The sequence below is a fragment of the Caballeronia sp. DA-9 genome (assembly GCF_051615025.1).
Classification (GTDB): Bacteria; Pseudomonadota; Gammaproteobacteria; order Burkholderiales; family Burkholderiaceae; genus Caballeronia; species Caballeronia sordidicola.
The window spans coordinates 2,018,292-2,037,000 of the sequence record NZ_CP195132.1 but is presented as its reverse complement, the minus strand read 5'-3'; the positions used below and the strand labels follow the sequence as shown (position 1 = coordinate 2,037,000).

The window sequence follows — 18,709 nt, the reverse complement described above, 5'->3', positions numbered from 1 at the left end:
GGTTTGTACCGCCGGTTCAATTTTTTAATCTCATATCGCACTCCCATGTATTTGCCCGAACCTCGGCTCCGCACATACGGCATCCGCAACCGGGGTTTTCGGGCGCATGCATGTGTACCTTCACGAGCGATCACACATCGAGATTTCGTGTTCAAAACGTGTATCGCCGCGGCGCCGCGCGCTGCGGGCGAATCATCGTATTGTCCGAAGGAATGGTAAACTTCTTGGCACATCATTTTGCCAGACGACCATGGCGTCCCGATCTCGCAGACGCCTGACCGCATGGCTTGGCTTCATCGCCATGTGGCTCATCGTGCTCGCGCCACTCGTCAGCCAACTCGTTGTCGCAGCGCATACGGACGATCCAACGGTGGCCACACTCTGTTCGGCGAGCCAGCCGTCGCATAGTGTCGCAGACGCTGTGCACGGCGATCCGCTGGCCGCTTGCGGTTACTGTGACCTGCTCGCGGATCACGTGGCGCTGTCGACGTTATCGCCTTCGTCGCTGGTATTCGTGATGCTCGCTATCGTCGCGGCCGTGCCGATACTATCCATGCGTTTCACGCCGCTCTGGGCCTTTCCGTCCGGCAGGCCCCGGGCTCCGCCCTCCTTTTCCTGATCGCCGTTATCGCGGCAGAGCCGACGCGCCTTTTGAAGGCGCGCACCGCCGTTTATCCAACGACTTCAGGAAAATTCCATACTGCACTTCACATCACGAAGGCTGCGCGCCCGTATGTGCCGCCACGCACGACTGGTCGCGCTAGGGCTGATGCCCTTCTCGTTCACCGCGCCGCCTGCGCGCGCTGCTGGCGTCGTCACACCGAGCCCCGACATCAGCAGTGATACAAGCACTGCACGCCCGGTGCCCGCATCCGTCACACCGTCCGACGTCACCACGTTGCCAGCGGTCAATGTCAGCGCGAGAGGTAACGGCGAGGACGCCAGCGGAGGCTCCCGACCCGTCGTCGATCCAAACCTGCCCGCCTCGACCGAAACGCTCACTCGCAGCCAATTCGAGAACTGGAATGTGGTCAACACCGAGGACGTGCTGAAGTACATGCCGAACCTCGCGGTCCGCAAGCGCTTTATCGGTGACCTGAACTCGATCGTCGCCGTGCGCGGCACCAGCAACACGCAAAGCGTGCGAGGCCTCGTCTAGGCGGACGGCCTGCTGCTCTCAAACCTACTCGGCAACAGCTACTCGTTTCCGCCACGCTGGAGTTACGACACCAGGGGCAGCGTCACGCTTACCTCCAATCCTCCACCTTGTCGGTTGCGAAGTGCGATATCGCCCCCATGAGCCCGGATGACAGCCCGCGCCGATGTGAGTCCCAGCCCCATCCCTCCGGTGGTACGGTTTCGCGATTGTTCAAGGCGGAGAAAGGGTGTGAATACCTGCTCGAGCGCATGATGCGGGATGCCGGGGCCTTGGTCTCTTACCTCGACAGTGATTTGCGTTGTGGAGAAGGCGAGTTCCAGTTCAGCGCTATTGCCATATTTCAAGGCGTTATCGACAAGGTTCATACAAGCACGCCTTAAGGAGAACGGGCGCCCATTGAATGCGAAGCGATCGGGCCCGGCATAGAGGACAGGCTTTCCCTGGTCGCCATAATCATCTGCAATGGTGCGTAGAAGTCCCGCGAAGTCAAAAACCGTTGTCTCCTCGTCCTTGTAGTCATCCCTAAAAAAGGACAAGGCGGAGTCTGCCATAGCTTGCAAGTCGTCGACGTCCCGAAAGAGACTCGCCCGTTGATCTTCGTCTTCGATGAACTCCCCTCGAAGGCGGATCTTCGTTAAGGGCGTACGCAAATCATGCGACATGGCAGCCAGCATCACGGTCCGGTCCTCGACAAACTTCCGGAGCTGTGCCTGCAATGCATTGAACGCTGCAATCGCTGCGCGTAATTCGCTCGGCCCGGCTTCGCGGACAGGGCCGGCACGGGGATCACCGCCAATCCGCCGAAGTTCTTCCGCAAACTGCCTTATTGGCTTCGAGAGAAAGTAGGTAGCAAGCACCGATACCGCGAGAATCGACAACGCGAAAAATCCCAATGCAATAACTATCTGGCCGGGTTGCACCCCTCCCCAGTCGCGGCGTGTAGATGTAAAAACAACCCAGCTGCTATCGCGGAGTTCAACTGCAAGAAAATAAGCGCGGGGATGTTCAGCCCTATCGAATCGGATACCGTCAGATAGCGGGTCTTCTTGATTGAAAACTAAGCATCGACGCCGGTGCCCGTCTGTCCAGAACCACTTTGCCAGTTCCGCAGCTAGGTGACGCCGATGCCCATCGATCCAGAACCGCTTTGCCAGTTCCGCATCCACGTCAAACGGCTTTGCCGCGGCGAAGAGTCGGGCGGTCGTTTCGGTGGCCGGATACCATTCGACGTTACTGGCGGGAATTTTCACGGCGCTTGCCAGTCGCGGACGATCAATTGCCGGAGCGGCATCTATCATGCGTATCATGTCGTCGGCCCTGTCCAGCGGCGCTGTCTCGCTGGCCGTCGGACCAGCAAATTGGCTGAAGAGCGCGCAGAGGACAAGTACGCCGGTGATGGCAGCCCCAACAGTCAAGGCAATTCGCCACGCGATCGTATCTGACGGCCGAAATCTGGCGCTCATCCTCGTCGAACCGATGGAGTAAAGATGTACCCGCCACCCCGGACGGTGCGAATTACGGAGGGTGTTTCTCTGTCGGTGTCGAGTTTTCGGCGGAGACGGGCGACCTGTACGTCGATAGTTCGATCATAGACCTCATATGACGATCCACGTGCTAGGTCAAGGAGCTGATCGCGCGTCAGTATCCGTTGAGGGTGCTCCGCAAACGCGAGCAGAAGATCGAATTCGCTGCTAGAGAGGATCATCAGCGTGTTGTCTGCGGACCGCAGTTCCCGTCGGGCTATATCCAGACGCCATCCAGCGAATGAAAGTACAGGTCTCGTAGTTGTACCCGGCACGGTCACCTCGGTTTGCGCCGTCCGTCGTAGTACGGCTTTGACCCGCGCGAGCAATTCCCTCGCATCGAATGGCTTTACCAGGTAGTCGTCGGCACCCATTTCGAGACCCACTACGCGATCGACATGATCAGCTACCGCTGTGAGCATGATGACGGGCACTTTCGATGTTGCGCGTATCCGGCGGCATAGGCTGAAGCCATCTTCACCTGGCAGCATGACGTCTAGAATGACAATATCGATCTGCTGGACATTTAGTGTAGCGAACAATGTTTGCCCGTCAATCGCAGTACTCACCTGATGGCCATGCTTGCGAAAAAAACCCGTCAGCAAGGATCTGATGTCTTCTTCATCATCGACCACTAGTACGTGCGGCATATAAGTCATTCCCAATACTAACCCGGACTGCCCCGCGATTGATGTCAGCCGTCCGTCTTCAATATTTCAGCGCCGACACATTGTATCGTGGCTGAAACATACCGCACATCATGCCGTTGAATCCGCTGTGTAGCCTTGAGGCCTTCCACTGGAGGACCCTCAATGGCAATTTCATCGAAATCCGCGCAGCGCGGCGAAGCACGAATCCTGAGCACTTGGAAACGCAAAATTTCAGCTTTGACCGAAACACTGCACGTAAGATATTTGCCTTTTTCTCCGGGCAATGGAGGGAGTGAAGTCCGACGATCTGGGGCCGCAAGTTCGAGGATTGGTCGTTCGACGTTCGATTTCCCCGTCCGACGATTTTTCTTGAGCCATCCTGCGCTGATGCCGCGTGTATTCCTGAGAGGGCCGCGCGCAGCGACCTGTGTTCTGAACGCTCCTCGGGTAGCGTTGCGAGGGGTCGTGAAAAACGTCCGTCGCCGCGAATACCGGGTGCTACTGGCCGCCGCCTCACTTTTCCTGCTCGGTGCCGGTACCGCCCGGGCGGACGACATCAACGGCCCTGAAGACTCCGGCTTCACCATCTTAAATAATGCCACCAATGTTACCCACTGGGGACTTGGTGGCGGAGTAGGTGCCGAACCATCCCCGTATAGAGGTGACCGCGCGAGGATTACGCCAATTCCACTTTTCTACATCGATAACAAATGGATAAATGCCTTCGCGACGACCCTCGATCTAAAAGTCGGACAATGGAGCGGCGTTACCTTTGCCTTGCGCGGCAGAGTAGGAATTCTGGAGGGATACAAGGCGTCAGACGCACCGATCCTGAACGGAATGCAGAATCGGGACAGTGTCACATTCTGGTATGGCCCAGCAATCGGATGGCATACCGGTTTCGGCACGCTGACGGCCAGTTACCTCGTTGCCGGAAACAAGGGTCAGCAAGCATCCGTTGAATTTAAAAAAACCTTCGAATTGGGGAAATGGACAATTGAACCTCATACCGACGCCAGATGGTCAAACGATAAATACGTCAACTACTATTACGGAGTGGCACCGTCGGAGGCACGGGCGGGACGGCCTGCCTATAACGGGACAGCTACGCTAAACACGTCAATTGGGACGCAGATCGGTTATCGGATGACGCAGCATCAGTCGATCAGCCTTGATATGCTGGTAACCCATCTCGGCTCTGGGATCTCGGATAGTCCACTCGTTGGCAAGCGTTTCATCCCTGCGGCCAGACTAGGTTATCTGTATCAGTTCAAATAAAGCCAACGATGCTGCGCGGATCCGGAACTCCCTGTGCTTGAGTTGCCAGGCGTTATCGCTTAAACGCAGGTCGTCTGTCCTAATGCGCGGAGTGCTCAAAGGGGATGGGGCTTTGGTCGGAACGTCCATCCTTGCCTGAACTCTCGACATACCGCCGCCTCGCTTACCCAAAGCGACCAGCGATTAACTCTACTCTCTCATCGGAGGAGATCGATGCCGTTTACCGCGCCTCGCACCAGACCGATTTGTCGAGCCAAGCTTGACCAGGCCACGGATAGTGACCGCATAAATGACCAGAATGCGGTTCGTGGCAGGTTGTGGCCGAAAAAAAACCTTGGTCCATCTTCAGATCTCAGCGTCCTGGCCGGCTGGAAAGCGTGTAGTTCGACAACATGCAAAACAAACACACGGGGAAGCGATTACCCGCCCAATATCACGAATCTGTTCGAAGCAATTCAACTGATCATCCAGCTTCGTGAGACGCTTCGTGAAAAACAGGAGGAAGTCGAAGTACTCCTTGAAGCGTTGGAATATGCTCGGAGCATCCACCCTGAAAATATTTAGGGAAACTAAAACCGACCACGCAGTGAGGTATGCCAGCACCGAGACGATCTTCCGGAACGTTTTCGACGCAAACATTAGCGGGAACAAGATTGTCGGCGGGCACGGGAATGTCTTTGAGATGCCACGGACGCATGCACGGTAATGCGGAATAGTTCCGTCGCGAGCGTGTCAGGCGCAGTGGCCAGTGCGGGGCGTACGGGCGGTAGTCAGGTCGCGATATTGCCGCATACATCCCGAGAATGATAATCCACTTGCACCAGCTTACTCGGGGCCAGCTCACGCATGGAGCGATCTTTCGTCGGCGTACTCGTGATGCTGGTTATGGGCGTCGGATAGCGGAGCAGAGTAATCAAGCGAAGTCCCGTGACGGGCTGGATAGATTGGCCCGCATGCAAGGTCCATCGCATTCCAACAGTCGCAAGAAATCAAGGACCGGTTTGCTATGCGGATGCGCTTCTGGACACCGCAAAGTCCTTTTATTCACAGTTGGAGACGCTCCAAATCGGGACGCATCAACGCTAGCGTTAATCGCGAACTTCAACATCGATTCAAGCACGGCAGGCTGCTGCGTCACATGGTTATTGTTCTATCCTGTGCATACATCCGATCCCCATGCAAGCCCCCGAGCGATTCGATTTATCGCCGACAAGTGTGTCCTCTAACTCCTCGTTGTTGGCAAAGTGACATCGCCTCTTATCGCCAACACAATCGCGGATCTTTTCGTACCAAAACCTATCAAACCCACCGATTCGGCGAGTGGCGCAAAAAGGCTGGCGACCAACAATGGTTGGTCAGCGCCTTCCACGGCGCTTCGCATCGTGTCAGCTAGGTTCCCACGTACCTATGGCCAAACAGCCATTGCGACATTCGCCACATGTAGCAACTCGGAACGCGTCCCACCGTGCTGCGCCTGCAATGCCAGACCCTGGATCAAAACAGAAAAAAATCGAGCTAGCTCAGTAGGCGACACCTTGGGGTCAAGCTCTCCTTTTTCGACGGCGTGTGCGAGTCGCCGCCTGAGCACGAGCTCAATCGAGGCACGCTTCTGTGCAACGTATTTTCTGGTGCTATCGGAGGCCGTGCCTTCGGCTAGCGGCCCTTGTGTCACGAAGCAGACACCGTGTCCCTTCTCGTCGGTAAACCGCATAACGCTGTCGCGCAGCAAACGCTCCAGTGCCTGCCGTGCGCTGCCACTCGCCAAGGTCTTGGCCAGATGCGCGCCACCTGCGTCGGTGTATCTTGCAAGTGCCTTGACGAAAAGATCTTCCTTATTGCCGAAAGTTGCATACATACTGACCCGATTGATTCCCATCGCATTAGTGAGGTCGGTTAGCGACGCCGATTCATATCCTCTGGCTGCGAATATGCCCATGGCAGCCTCAAGGGCTTCCTCCTCGGAAAACTGCCGGGGGCGGCCGGGCGGTTTTCTAGGCGGGTTCTCTTTCATCAGCATCACCATTTATTTTCTTACCAATCGATAAGATAACTGCTTGACACTCACAATTCAAGACGCCATGATTCTTATCGATCGGTAAGGAAATATACCTTTGTCTTGCCGGTAACGAAAAGGCGACTTGATTTTAGGTCGAAACTCTTGGACGAGGACTTGGCGGGCACCACCGCCTTGTTCGTTCTCGTCGGTAAGAAACTCTGAAGGATTCTGCATGACCGGAAAGCTCGAAGGCAAAATCGCCGTGGTCACAGGTGGATCAAAGGGAATCGGTGCCGCCATCGCCAAAACGCTCGCTGCGGAAGGCGCGCGCGTCGTGGTGAACTACGCGTCCAGCAAGCCAGATGCGGATGCGGTGGTTGAAGCGATTAAGTCAGTGGGCGGTACGGCTGCCGCGGTAGTGGGTGACGTTTCGAATTCAGGAGACGCTCAGAACATCATCGATTTCGCGATCGCTCAGTATGGGAAGCTGGACATCCTGGTTAATAACGCTGGAGTCTACGAATTCTCGACCTTGTCCGCCATCACAGAAGAGCACTTCCACAAGGTGTTCAACATCAACGTGCTTGGCTTGCTCCTCATCACTCAGGCCGCCGCGAAACACCTGTGCGAAGGCGGTAGCATCATCAACATTGGGGCGACCATCACCACCATGAAGCCAGTCGCTTCCGCGGTTTATGCGTCAAGCAAGAGTGCCGTGGAGACAATCACCGGCGTCCTGGCGAAGGAGTTGGGGCCAAGAAAGATTCGGATCAACACGATTAGTCCGGGCCCAACGCAAACAGAAGGCGCCTCGCGCATGGCCGATTCCGAAATGGGCAAGGCTTTGATCGCACAGACGCCGCTCGGTCGACTGGGAACGCCGGCAGACATCGCCCGCGCCGCCCTATTCTTGGCCAGCGACGAATCGGGCTGGATTACAGGCGACGTCCTGCTGGCCAGCGGAGGACTCCACTAGACGTATGCCGACGTGGTTCAGGAGTCAACGGTTGTTGGTCGAATGACCGCGAGCACTGGACCAGCAACGGACCAACCAGTCGATCACATTGCCGCTGGATTTCGTTCCGCGCATGTCCGAAGTGCGGGACCAGATATGGAACTAGGAGTAAGCCTTCCAGGCCAACCGGCTGGCGAGAGACTCGGAGAATTTGCAAAAAAGTAAATACCGGATAGCGGCTGTTGTGCGGACCTTCGAAGCGGTCCGGCTTGACGGTGCGATACTCTCACGCCACATGATGTGAACGTGGCGAACGCCTAAACGATCGCTCAGGCTATCCATGCGGGTAGCCGTTTGGAATAGAGCCATTCCGATTTCTTCATCACGCCATCTTACGTCGGCCGCCTAACAACCTGACACCTATTAGCCAGCCGAAATCAAGGACAAAATTCTCCTTCACAAGGTGTCGTTGGTGATGCGCTGTGATATCACCAACGACACCTCGTGATGGACCTGCGATCCTGCCGCCGCACTCGTTACGGATTCAAATCGAGCCCAGGTAATCGTTCAGTTTGCTGCGAACTGAGTCGCGCCAGACACCCATCGGGATCAAGCAGGTGCAATGCAACTCGCAGCTGCCCTGGCGGCATAGGCCGCCCCAGAAAACCATCGGTACCAGACCGTGTCCAAAGCTAATTTAACAAAAGCCTTGGCTATCTCGCGTGACGTGAGCGCCAGTCCTGCAGTGGTTCACGGTCCGGACGACCCAGTCATCCGCAAACGGGTGTGGTGCAAGACAGCTGTCCAATCAATGCCTTGTGCGGGCTAGTCAGGTTACTGGCTTGCCCGCTTGCGCCGAACCATTAAGTAAAACATCGCGTCCATCAAACGGTTGCTGCTCGCGCAGCATGTAGTAACAGGCACGCGCAAGTTTGTGCACCACCGCCTTGAGCGCGACGATCCGATTGGTTGCGCGCTGCTTGCGCTCATAGAAACGCCGCGCCGGCGGGCATTGCCTTAATGCAAAGTTCGCCGCTTCAATAAACGCCCATGACAGATATGCACTGCTGTTGCAGGTGTTGCCTTCACCTTTCTTCCTGCCGTTACTTTGCCGCACGCTATCGACGCAGTCACAGTACGAACTGAACTGGTCTACTTCGGCAAAGCGTGCCACCGTTCCAGTCTCCAGCATGATCACCGTCGCAAGCGTTTCACCAATTCCAGGCACCGTCTTCAGCAGGTAATACTCGGCATGTAGCTTGACGCACTCGGTGAGCCGTTTCTCGAGGACCGCAATCTGTTGCTGCAATGTCTCGCAAATCGCGAGATTGGCCTTGAGCGCGAGCGCAACGTCCGGCGACAGCTCAAGCGCGCCCACTTGGTCAGTGGTCAGTCGTTGATCTTCGCGCAGTTAGGTCGCACACCGGTGTGACGGGCGACGAGGTTCTCGATTGACACGACCTGCGACGTGCGGCACCGCACGAGCTGACTGCGCTTGCGCGCCAGATCGCGGGCGGCCCGTTGCTCGCGGGGATAGATATACCCCTCGGGCAGCAGCCCCAGGCGAAGCAGCTGCGCCAGATATGCGGCATCGGCCTCATCTCCGCTGTGCTTCAGTCCTTCGTAGCGCTTGATCGCCGCGACGTGCGCCAGATGCACACGGTATCCGGCATCCATCAAGCCATCCACCAACCAGTACCGGTTGTACGTCCTATGGAAATATTTCTATAGGGCAAAAGATATTTTGGTTGGCGATCGCGGCCGCAGAAGGATAACGGAGCCGATCAAGAGCAGTCCGCGAGCGGTAACTAAAAGTCTCGGCACGCGGACCCCATGGTGCCCTCCCTGGCAGTTCGCAAGCCCGCAGACTATCGACCCGACTGCGAGCTTCCGCCGGAGGTTGGGCCGTACCCATTTGCCTCCTTTCGTGCGGCGACACGGGCTTCGGCAGTCTGGAGGTTTTCCGGGTAGTGAATCCGGTCGGCTGGCTCGTACCCGGCCTGTTCCAGCTCAACGAATTCCTGACGCACCTGTGCCCGCGTCAAAGGTTCAGATTGTTCATTCGACTGGGCGTACGACAGCACCGGAATGGCGAGCACCGCAGCAACAGCAGCAGCAACAGCAGCATTAAGCAAAATTGACTTCATCTCGGATACCTCGTGCTTCTGCGCGAAAGGAAACCACAGTGAGTGAATTCCATTTCATATGCCTACGTTCCAGACCAGAAACGCGAGGGTAAGTACCAAAACTATCAGAATATTGTCTGGGGTTGGACATCTGGTCTGGCCGGCGCGACCCTGCAGCCCTGCGGCGAGATGCCTCAACCGGATACGACGCCAGTGCGTTGCGCTTCCGCTTCGCTCCGAATCAGGTTCAGCGCCTGCGTGCGCCGCACTCCATTAGCCCGACGCGTCGATACGGCACCATGACGGCATCTCGGCCCTCACCCACCCGCTCAGTCGGCATGATGCGTGCGGTGTGTGCCCGGCCGGTTCGACAGGCGGCTTCCTAGGGCAAGCGCCCCACAAGGCCATCGCGCAGAAAGCGGATCGCGCTATAGGAAGCCAGTGCGGACGTCTTCCGGTTTTGCGCGGACGGGTTCGCCCTGATCTCGATGCGCATCTCCCCAAAATTGCCCCGCGCCTGTACCGTATGGGTGTTACCCGTCGCCCGGGGATCCGCAATCAGCTGTACACGCGTGCGCTCAAAGCCGATGCCTGCCAGGGCGACCGCCGCCGCAACGTTCGCGTTCTTCGGATATAGCCGTGCCGCAGCCCCCGCCTCACCATCGAATATCACCTTCGGCCCGCGGATATCATCAAGTGCCCCCGTCGCCTCGGCCGGCGTGCCGCGCCAGCCCTCGGTCGGCTTGCGCCCGATGTAGTGAACCTCGTCGAGGCCACCTACCGCTGCAGCCGACAACGCGTCCAGGCCACCAATCGCTCCGGTCAGTGGCACAGCGTGACCGCCACCCTGCGCCTGCGCAGCCCTGAGCGCTGCGCGAGTGACCTCGTCAGCCAGCGCACCGATGGACACCATCGCACAGTCAACGCCCTGGCGCAGAAACGGGACTACGTGATCGCCGATTGCACCATGGCCCGCACACTCCAGCACGAGGTCCGGTCTGCGCGGCAACTCATCCGCCGCGCTTGCCACCACGGTCGTGACGCCCACCCATTGTCGCACCGCTTCCAGGCTGCGCGGCGACGTGATGATCTGGTCAATCACGATGTCCGGGTCATCAATGAGTGCGTCGAACACAGTGGCGCCAATGGAGCCAAAGCCAATCAATGTGACGCGTGCGGGACGCTCCCGGCACCGCTCACCTGCGGGACGTTGATAATTCATTGGAACTCTTCAGAAGAAGTGGTGCATGCCGACGCGAAACGCCGCCTGGTTGGCGCTGGAGGACGGTACCAGCAGGGGAATGGCCGCATTGCCTGCGCCATTCGCGTGCTGCCACGCGACCTGCGCATAGACCGTGGTCCGCACCGAAAGCTGATACATGTCGCCGACACCCGCCTCTGCATATCGTGTATCGGTCAACCATGACAGATACCCGCCGACATTGACGGTATTTGCCACCGTGGCATGGAAATCGGCGCCGGCCTCGACCGTGCGCATGCGGCCCGAGGCGGTATCCGTTCCCAGGTTCACCTGCGTCAGCATGCCATGCAGGTCCACCATCTGGCCGATCGAATAGAGCGCCGACACGCCGCTGATCCGCTGTGTTCTGGCGGTAAAGACAGTTCCCCCCGCGAGTGACTGTCCGAGGAAACTCGAATAGCCAAGTTTCGATCCGACGTCGATCGCGTGGTTGCGCCAGCTGCTATATACCGCCGACGCACGGAACGGGCCGTTCCGGTACGACACGTCGGCGCTGAAGATGTGTCCAGGTTGTGTAGTTGTGTCGTCCAGGCCGTAGATCGCGCTCGCGCTGAACCCTCCGATCACCGGCGTCGTGTAACGCAGCGAATTGTTGATCGAATCGCCCATCATCCCGATGTTATCGAGATTGGCCGGGTGGAACAGGTAGAACGTGTACTGGATGCTCCCGTTCGAATTGAGACGTAGCGCCTCAGTCGTCAGGTCGAGCTGGCGTCCCATTGTGAACGTACCGTATTGAGGTGAAGACAAACCCACGTACGCAAAATGGCTGAACGCTTCATTGGCAATCGTGCCAGCCCCCGTATTGGAGAGAAATCCCTCCTGCAACGCGAACACTGCTTTCAGATGGTTCCCGAGATCCTCCCTGCCGCGCAAGCCGAAGAAATCAGGCACGGCAACCGGACCCGCGAGCGCCGTGCCGCTGCCTTTTGCATTCGTGTTGTACGTGACCCCCTCATCGATGCTGCCGTACAGCGTCACGCTGCTTTGCGCATGGGCACCCGCTGCACAACATGCCATCACCACAGCACCGTATATCTTCCTCTTTATCATTAGTTATCCTATTTATTTGATATATGAAAAGAACGGGCCAGCTTCCCGATCAGCCGGCCCATGCCGTGGCTTCGGCTTTCTACCCGTGCTTGAGCCTCAGTCCCCGCGCCTGCAGCAACGGCAGCACGTTCGCTGCGAAGAAGTCCAGTTCGGGTGCGTAGTCGTAGAAACCGAGCTGCGCGCCGTCGATCCCGGCTTCATGCAGTTTCTGCAGCGCATCGGCCACATCAGTCGGGTCACCGACAATCTGGATATGCCCGCCGAGAATCCGGTCCGCCGGCACGTGTTCCTTCCAGCCCTGAGCATCGCCGCCAGAGTGACGCGCGGTGTACGCCCTGACCGACTCGTAGTCGGCCTGCGCCAGGATCGCGTCGCGATAGGCAAACGCCTCTTCCCGTGTCGGCTTGCAGATAACCAGTGGAAAAATGATGACTTTCGGTGAACGGCCCGCGCCCTCGTAAGGCGCACGAATCTGCTTCACGTGCTCCGGCAGCGCCTCAATCGCGCGCTCGAATACCGCGCCTGCGGGGCTCGACGTGAACACCACGTCCGAGTGCCGGGCCGCATACTCGAAACCGGCCAGCGATGCGCTCGCCGACACCATGATCGGTCGGCCGTAGCGCGGCCGCGGCGACACATACGCGTTTTCCAGCTGATAAAAGCGACCTTCATGGGTGACGTTGTCGCTCCCCTCCCAGAGCGTCTCCATCACCGATGCGAATTCGTCCGCACGCTCGTAGCGCTCGTCGTGCGCGATCCGCTTCATGCCAAACATCAACGGCTCGGCCGCGTCATAACCGGTCACAATATTCAGGCCAAACTTGCCGCCCGAAATGTGATCGGCCGTCGCCGCAAAGCGTGCGAGATGCAGCGGATGCCAGTTGCCGTACAGGATATGTACCGTCGAGATCGTGATGATGCGTGTCGTCACCGCGCTCAATGCGACCGTCGACATGAACGGATCGAGAAAATTTTCGCGGTAGTGTGAAGCGCCGCCGAAACCGCCCTTCGGCACCCATTGCTGCAACCCGAACACGAAGTCGAATCCGTACGACTCCGCTTTCAGCACCAGTGCACGGTTGTAGTCGAACGTCCAGTCGGTGCCGCGTGGATACGTCGACTGCGAAAAGCCGCCGGTCTGCGTCGGCAGAAAGAGGCCCAGCATTAATGGCTGACGTGCAGCAAGCGACAGCGGGCTGTCGGGATAGTCGAGTGGACTGCGCAATGCAGTGGCCTGACTGGCGATTTCGGTAGACATGGTTCGAACAGTAGAGGTGAGGTTATTCGGGAGAGCCGGATCGGACGCCTTGCACACGGCACACGTATCGAAGATTCAGTCCGGCAAGCCTTTGCCACGCGTTTCCGGCAGGAACAGCATCGCAACCACGCCGATCAGATAAACCGGGGCGAACCAGATGGCGACCTTGCCGAAGCCGCCCAGCGCAGCGGCGAGCGTGCCGGCCGCGATGGCACCAATCATCGCCAGATAGCGCGCGCCGGAAAACACGATGCTGATGGCGGTGGCGCGGATTCGTGTCGGGAACAGCTCCGGCGTATGGATTGCATACCAGCTGTACAGGCCGCCGGTGAAGAAGCCCGAGACCAGTTGGGCCAGCGTCACCGCCTGCGCGGACCCGAGGCCGGCGAACACCACCGGCACGATCAGCAGCGAACCGAGCAGGTAGACAATCGTCGTTGGGCGTCGCCCCCAGCTCTCTGCGAGAAAACCCATCGCGATGCAGCCGACGATCTCGCCAAGGTTGTACAACGCGCCCGCCCAACCCGCCAGCGAGGCAGCGGTACGCGGATCGTGCGCGAGGCTTGCGACGAAGGTCGGCAAAAACGACGTCACCGTCCACCAGCCGCCCGTGATCGAGATCGACACGGCGAGCGCCGCGATCAGATGACGGCGCACCACCGGCGTGGCAAAGAGCGCAAAGGGCTTGGCGTCATGGTGCGCTTTCACCCAGCGGGTCGACTCCGGGATGTGCCGGTAAACAGCGAGAATAATCACAAGCGGCATGACTCCGAACAAGTACATCCAGCGCCAGGAGAAACCGAGCGTTGAACCGACCACCACCCACAGGCCGGACACCAGCAAGCCGCCGACCGAGAAACCGGCCTGCAGCAGGCCGGCACCACGAGTACGCCATTTCTCCGGCCATACTTCCTGCAGCAGCGACGCGCCGACGCCCCACTCCGCGCCAATGCCCACGCCAGTGAGAAAGCGCGCAAGCCCGAGTGATTCCCACGATGAAGTCAGCGCCGATGCCGTCGTCGCGACGCTGTACAGTGCGACGCCGAGAATCATGGTCTTTCGGCGGCCTATCCGGTCGCCCATCACCCCGCCAAGCACGCCGCCCGTGGCCCAGCCAGCCAGTGTGATCGTCACCAGATATCCGAGGTACCTCGCAAATGCGGGGGCGGTCTCGGGACGCAGCAATTCCATCAGTGCCGGCCGCCCGGTCACGAGCAGCACGAACGTGTCGTAGCCGTCCGCAATCCAGAATACCGTGACGATTGCCAGTACGCCCCAGGCCTCTCGTGTAATCGAGGTCTGTGTTGAGGGGGAAACATCCTGAACGGACTGGTTTGCGTACATATTTTTATATGGAATGCTAATCTGTTAATGGAATATGCGTTTCGCAGATCATCTGGGCCGCCAGCAACGGGCGGGACGCCTGCTCTAGAAAGCCATCAGATTGTCCCTGAACCGCTCGTGCTCGTAATGCTTGCGCACCACGCCAAGACGCTGCAACTCGGGCACCAGGCCATCGGTGATTTCAGCGATGTAGCGCCGCGTCAGGTCCGGGTCCATCAGCAGGAAACCGTCGCCGCCGACTTCGTCGACGATTTCGGAGAGTCGTGCGGCCACGTCCGACGCGGTGCCGACCAGATTGACATCCGAGAGCATCTTGCCGCTGCTGCTGATTTCGCGCAGCGTGCGGCCCGTGTATTGGGCGACGAGCGTCTGGTGGCCGTTCGACGTCAGCTCCGGCAACGGCTCATCGAGGTCGAACTTCGAGAAGTCGATTCCGCTCAGGCGCGCCAGCGACGCGATATGCGCGTCCAGGTGCCGCTCGGTGTCCTCGATCTGCGCGCGGCGACGCAGTTCGGCGCTCTCGCGCGACTCGTCGACGATCGGCGTGATCAGGAACAGCACCTTGATGCCGTCGGGGTCGCGCCCCGCCTCGCGCGCCTTCGCACGGATATCGTCGCGGAACGCCTTCATCGACGCCACACTGCGCGCGGTGCCGATAATCGTTTCGGCCCAGCGGGCCGCGAACTGGCGGCCGCGCGGCGAACCGCCCGCCTGGCAGATCACCGGCCGCCCTTGCGGCGAGCGGGGCGCGCCGAGCGGTCCTCGAGAGCGGAAATATTTGCCCTCGAAGTACACCGGCCGAACCTTCGACGAGTGCGCGAAGATCTCGTTTTCCTGGTCCATCACGACGGCATCCTCATCCCACGACTCCCAGAGCCGCGTGACGAGGTCGGCGTATTCGTCGGCCATCTCGTAGCGCTCATCGTGCGGATACTGCCGTTCGAGCCCGAAATTCTGCGCACCGCCGTCGTTGCTGCCGGTCACGAGATTCCAGCCGGCGCGGCCAAGGCTCACGTGGTCCAGCGTGTTAGTCAGGCGCGCGAGCTGGAACGGGTGATATTCCGTCGTCGAGAGCGTCGTCACGACCCCGAGCCGGCGCGTCGCCTGGATCAGGAACGACGCGAGCACGGCTGGATCGAGCTTCGGTGAATCGACCGCATAGCGCAGATAGGTATCGTGCGAATTACCGTACGTATAGGGGATGTTCGACGAATCCTCGATCATCACGTAGTCGAACGCCGCGCGCTCAAGGGCTCGCGAGAGATCGACGAACAGGTCGGGCGAAGTCCATCCCTTCGGGTTCGGGCCGCCCCACGGCAGCCGCCAGGCTTTCGGGCCATAGCCGCGGGAGATGAACCATGCGAGGTGAAACGGTGTGCGTGCCATGATTGCTTAAGGTCAGTTCGGATCGGGCTACGAGGTGGCAGAGGGTTACGGGCGCGTGTACCGCAGATTACGGATGCGCCTGCACCGCGACCGAAACCGGGCCGCCGCGCCGGACCGTGTTGTAGATCACACAGCCACTGGTGAAGTGGTCAATCAGTTGCTGCGCCTCGGCCTGCGTGACGCCATGCACCGCGACATCGATATGCACGCGCTCGAAGCGGGTCCGGTCTTCGGCGTCGCGCACTGAGTCGACGGCCGCCGTGGCGTGCTTCACCGTCAGGTTCAGCTCGCGTGCGGCCTTCTCGACGCTGCCGAGCGCGCACACACCCAATGCCGACAGCAACAGTTCGGAGGGTTCCGTCGCGACCGTGTCGCCATCGCGCGCAGACGGCGAATCCGACACGAAGTGATTGCCGCGGCTCTCTACCAGATAGCGTCCCGTGACGCCAATAGTGGTTGCGGTCGCGCTGCGTTGCTCGCTCATGAGTAGACATCCTTCCAGATCAAAGAGGGTTTTGCGTAGCGAAATTAGATACCGCGCCGCTCTTTTGTTCCAGTAACATATTCAGATATGTTTATCTCATATAAATATGTTCACCCTTACCAAGGCCACTCACAATGGAATGTCGCAAACTGACCGGTATGACGGGACTCGCGGTAAACTGCCGTTCCCGAAGCAGTCTCAACGGCGGCAAGCCCCGTCCGGTGGGCCTCCCGACCTGCTTTGAGATGTGGCCACAACCATGGACTGAATGAATGACCGTTACCAAAGACGCGCCCGAGAACCTGGATTCCGACACCGGCCAGCTGGCTGAAGCCGACTGGTTGGCCCGTTATGTTCAGACCGACGGCGGCGGCAACCTGGTCAACAGCATCCGGGACCTCATCCAGTCCGGGCGGCTGCAGACCGGCGCGCGCCTGCCGACCGTGCGCATACTGGGTTCCCTTCTCGGCGTCAGTCCGGCGACGGTCGCGGGCGCCTGGTCCCGCCTGCGCGAGCTCGGTCTGATCGAAACGCGGCGCCGCGGCGGAACGGTCGTGACGGACATCGCCGCACGGGTCGCGGTGCGCCCGGAGGCTCGCGACGAACAGTCGTGGGATCTCGCGCAGGGCCTCATCGATTACGCGCTGCTGCCTGAGCTCGGACAAGCGCTGCTGGCCGGCTTGCAGGAGTCCTCGGTTCATCGCGCGTCAAAGGAACACGCGATCCCGGGCCTGGTGGCCGCAGTGAGCCCGACCTGGCCGTTTCAGCCCGAAGCATGGAGCACTGCGGGAAGCGGCACGGAAGGTACGCTGCTCGCCATCCAGGCTGCGGCCGGCGAACGAAGCGTTGTCGCCATCGAGTCGCCGACCAGCCCGCGGCTGCTGGACATCTGTGCGACGCTCGGGCTTGAGCTGATTGCCGTTGCCTGCGACGACAGCGGCCCCACACCCGGGTCCCTGCGCGAAGCCCTGACCCGGCAACCTGCGGCATTCATCTATCAGCCGCGCGCTCAGGTGCCGCTTGGCCATGCGGTCGACGCAGTGCGACTGAGCGAACTGGCGCTGGAGTTGAGGCGCAGCCCGAATACCCAGGTCGTCGAGGACGATTTCATTGGCCCGCTTTCGCAAACCACGGCGCCGAGCATGGGGGCACTGCTGCCGGACCGGACGTTGCTGGTGCGCGGATACTGCAACACATACGGAATCGATCTTCGCACCTGCGTGATCGGTGGGTCGTCGAAACTCATCGACAGCGTTCGACGCCTGCGCAGCTTTGGCGCCGCGATGAACAGCAGGATCCTTCAGGGCGCGCTCGCATGGCTGCTGCGCGACGAGCGGACCGGCGCGGCCATCGCCAATGCCCGGCAACGTTATGCCAGCCGCCGCGAGAACCTTCTCAGGCTGCTGCGTGCACGAGGGCTGACGGCTCAGGGAAACGACGGCCTGAACCTGTGGGTCTCGGTGCCACGCGAGGAAGCGGCAATCGTCTCACTGGCCGCGCAGGGCATTTCGGTCGGTAGTGGAAGCCGCTGCCATGTCGGCCCGAAAACGGGAGAATTCCTGCGCCTGTCCACGGCCCGCTTGCCCGATGACATCAAGGCGCTTGAACAGATCGCTGACCGGTTTGAAGAGATACAGGGCAGGCCAACGCTCACGACGCAGCCCCTCTAGCAGCGTGTATTGCCGCGAGGTCCACCCTGCACTTTGCCCGATGAATCATGAAGGCCACAAAACGTGCCCCGTATGGTGCATGTTAGAATCAGTCACCTTTCCGTCAAATTGGCGACAATGCTCTGCGATTCATGCCAGCGGCTACTCACGCAGGAAGGAGCTGCCCTGCCCCACTGCGGGCTTAGGCCCGTCGGTCCCCCCCGGAAGCTGAGACCAATGCTACGCCGACCTATTCTTGTTAGCCGGTACCGCTGCTGTGGATGCGGGGCAAACTGGATCCGCGAGACCGACCCGCAGCCTCCCGGCACCAGTCCCTGGATCTGTCTGGGCGACGCGGACAGCATTCTCGAACCCAGACGATTGCGGAACCCGACCTTCGAGGTCGGCGCAGACAGCGGGCGCATCATGGGTCACCTGGATTTCGGTATCCCATAGACCTGCGGGCTGGACAACACACGATCCCGCGCCGCACACAGACGCCATAGGTGTGGCACGAGGTCGAGGCGGATTGAACAACCGCCCGCAGCATTAACGGAGTACCGGCCCACACGCACACATTCTCCCGC

17 protein-coding genes and 1 pseudogene are annotated in these 18,709 nt (G+C 59.7%); 6 read left to right on the top strand and 12 right to left on the bottom strand.

The features are described 5' to 3' along the window. The first annotated feature begins 250 nt into the window (after positions 1-250). Together ACRWA7_RS15585 and ACRWA7_RS15580 are read left to right on the top strand one after the other, a co-directional pair. On the top strand, positions 251-619 hold the full coding sequence (locus ACRWA7_RS15585) for a DUF2946 domain-containing protein (RefSeq protein WP_438391795.1): 369 nt from the start codon (positions 251-253) through the stop codon (positions 617-619). 78 nt (positions 620-697) lie between these two features. Further along, positions 698-1,222 (top strand): annotated as a pseudogene (locus ACRWA7_RS15580) (TonB-dependent receptor plug domain-containing protein); the annotation flags it as partial. Here ACRWA7_RS15580 and ACRWA7_RS15575 read toward each other — a convergent pair. Both ACRWA7_RS15575 and ACRWA7_RS15570 read right to left on the bottom strand, forming a co-directional pair. Next, positions 1,222-2,622 carry an ATP-binding protein gene (locus ACRWA7_RS15575; RefSeq protein ID WP_438391794.1) on the bottom strand — a complete coding sequence of 467 codons (1,401 nt, stop codon included), beginning with the start codon at positions 2,620-2,622 and terminating at the stop codon, positions 1,222-1,224. The pseudogene ACRWA7_RS15580 and the gene ACRWA7_RS15575 sit on opposite strands and share 1 nt — an antisense overlap. Further along, the gene (locus tag ACRWA7_RS15570) at positions 2,619-3,332 is read right to left on the bottom strand and encodes a response regulator (protein ID WP_438391793.1); all 714 of its coding nucleotides are present in this window, start codon (positions 3,330-3,332) and stop codon (positions 2,619-2,621) included. The genes ACRWA7_RS15575 and ACRWA7_RS15570 overlap by 4 nt, the downstream gene beginning before the upstream one ends. Before the next feature lie 162 nt (positions 3,333-3,494). Between ACRWA7_RS15570 and ACRWA7_RS15565 the strand changes: the two genes are divergently transcribed. Together ACRWA7_RS15565 and ACRWA7_RS15560 are read left to right on the top strand one after the other, a co-directional pair. Then, positions 3,495-4,610: a MipA/OmpV family protein gene (locus ACRWA7_RS15565; protein WP_438391792.1), complete on the top strand. Its 1,116-nt coding sequence runs from the start codon at positions 3,495-3,497 to the stop codon at positions 4,608-4,610. 213 nt (positions 4,611-4,823) lie between these two features. Next, entirely contained in the window at positions 4,824-5,174 is a 351-nt protein-coding gene (locus tag ACRWA7_RS15560; protein ID WP_438391791.1) for a hypothetical protein, read from the top strand. Between the two features lie 841 nt (positions 5,175-6,015). On the opposite strand, the gene ACRWA7_RS15555 is transcribed toward ACRWA7_RS15560, so the two are convergent. Beyond that, positions 6,016-6,633: a TetR/AcrR family transcriptional regulator gene (locus ACRWA7_RS15555; RefSeq protein ID WP_438391790.1), complete on the bottom strand. Its 618-nt coding sequence runs from the start codon at positions 6,631-6,633 to the stop codon at positions 6,016-6,018. A 205-nt stretch (positions 6,634-6,838) separates the two neighbouring features. Between ACRWA7_RS15555 and ACRWA7_RS15550 the strand changes: the two genes are divergently transcribed. Further along, on the top strand, positions 6,839-7,582 hold the full coding sequence (locus ACRWA7_RS15550; protein WP_438391789.1) for an SDR family NAD(P)-dependent oxidoreductase: 744 nt from the start codon (positions 6,839-6,841) through the stop codon (positions 7,580-7,582). 808 nt (positions 7,583-8,390) lie between these two features. Here the strand turns inward: ACRWA7_RS15550 and ACRWA7_RS15545 are convergent. The 9 genes from ACRWA7_RS15545 to ACRWA7_RS15505 form a co-directional block, all read right to left on the bottom strand. Then, complete coding sequence (locus ACRWA7_RS15545) at positions 8,391-8,939, bottom strand: transposase (RefSeq protein ID WP_438391788.1); 549 nt, start codon at positions 8,937-8,939, stop codon at positions 8,391-8,393. A gap of 11 nt (positions 8,940-8,950) precedes the next feature. Then, positions 8,951-9,238: a hypothetical protein gene (locus ACRWA7_RS15540; RefSeq protein WP_438391787.1), complete on the bottom strand. Its 288-nt coding sequence runs from the start codon at positions 9,236-9,238 to the stop codon at positions 8,951-8,953. Between the two features lie 191 nt (positions 9,239-9,429). Next, the gene (locus tag ACRWA7_RS15535; RefSeq protein ID WP_438391786.1) at positions 9,430-9,708 is read right to left on the bottom strand and encodes a DUF4148 domain-containing protein; all 279 of its coding nucleotides are present in this window, start codon (positions 9,706-9,708) and stop codon (positions 9,430-9,432) included. 361 nt (positions 9,709-10,069) lie between these two features. Next, positions 10,070-10,909, bottom strand: coding sequence for an aspartate dehydrogenase (locus ACRWA7_RS15530; RefSeq protein WP_438391785.1), 840 nt, complete (start codon positions 10,907-10,909; stop codon positions 10,070-10,072). A 9-nt stretch (positions 10,910-10,918) separates the two neighbouring features. Continuing rightward, a complete protein-coding gene (locus ACRWA7_RS15525; protein WP_438391784.1) occupies positions 10,919-12,001 on the bottom strand; it encodes a porin in 1,083 nt (360 codons plus the stop codon). Positions 12,002-12,080: 79 nt separating this feature from the next. Continuing rightward, positions 12,081-13,259 (bottom strand): LLM class flavin-dependent oxidoreductase, encoded by a 1,179-nt coding sequence (locus ACRWA7_RS15520; RefSeq protein WP_438391783.1) that lies wholly within the window; start codon positions 13,257-13,259, stop codon positions 12,081-12,083. Positions 13,260-13,334: 75 nt separating this feature from the next. Next, entirely contained in the window at positions 13,335-14,603 is a 1,269-nt protein-coding gene (locus ACRWA7_RS15515; protein ID WP_438391782.1) for an MFS transporter, read from the bottom strand. An 84-nt stretch (positions 14,604-14,687) separates the two neighbouring features. Then, positions 14,688-15,989 (bottom strand): NtaA/DmoA family FMN-dependent monooxygenase, encoded by a 1,302-nt coding sequence (locus ACRWA7_RS15510; protein WP_438391781.1) that lies wholly within the window; start codon positions 15,987-15,989, stop codon positions 14,688-14,690. 67 nt (positions 15,990-16,056) lie between these two features. Next, a complete protein-coding gene (locus tag ACRWA7_RS15505) occupies positions 16,057-16,473 on the bottom strand; it encodes an OsmC family protein (protein ID WP_438391780.1) in 417 nt (138 codons plus the stop codon). A 272-nt stretch (positions 16,474-16,745) separates the two neighbouring features. Between ACRWA7_RS15505 and ACRWA7_RS15500 the strand changes: the two genes are divergently transcribed. Further along, on the top strand, positions 16,746-18,143 hold the full coding sequence (locus tag ACRWA7_RS15500) for an aminotransferase class I/II-fold pyridoxal phosphate-dependent enzyme (protein ID WP_438391779.1): 1,398 nt from the start codon (positions 16,746-16,748) through the stop codon (positions 18,141-18,143). Positions 18,144-18,709: the final 566 nt, after the last annotated feature.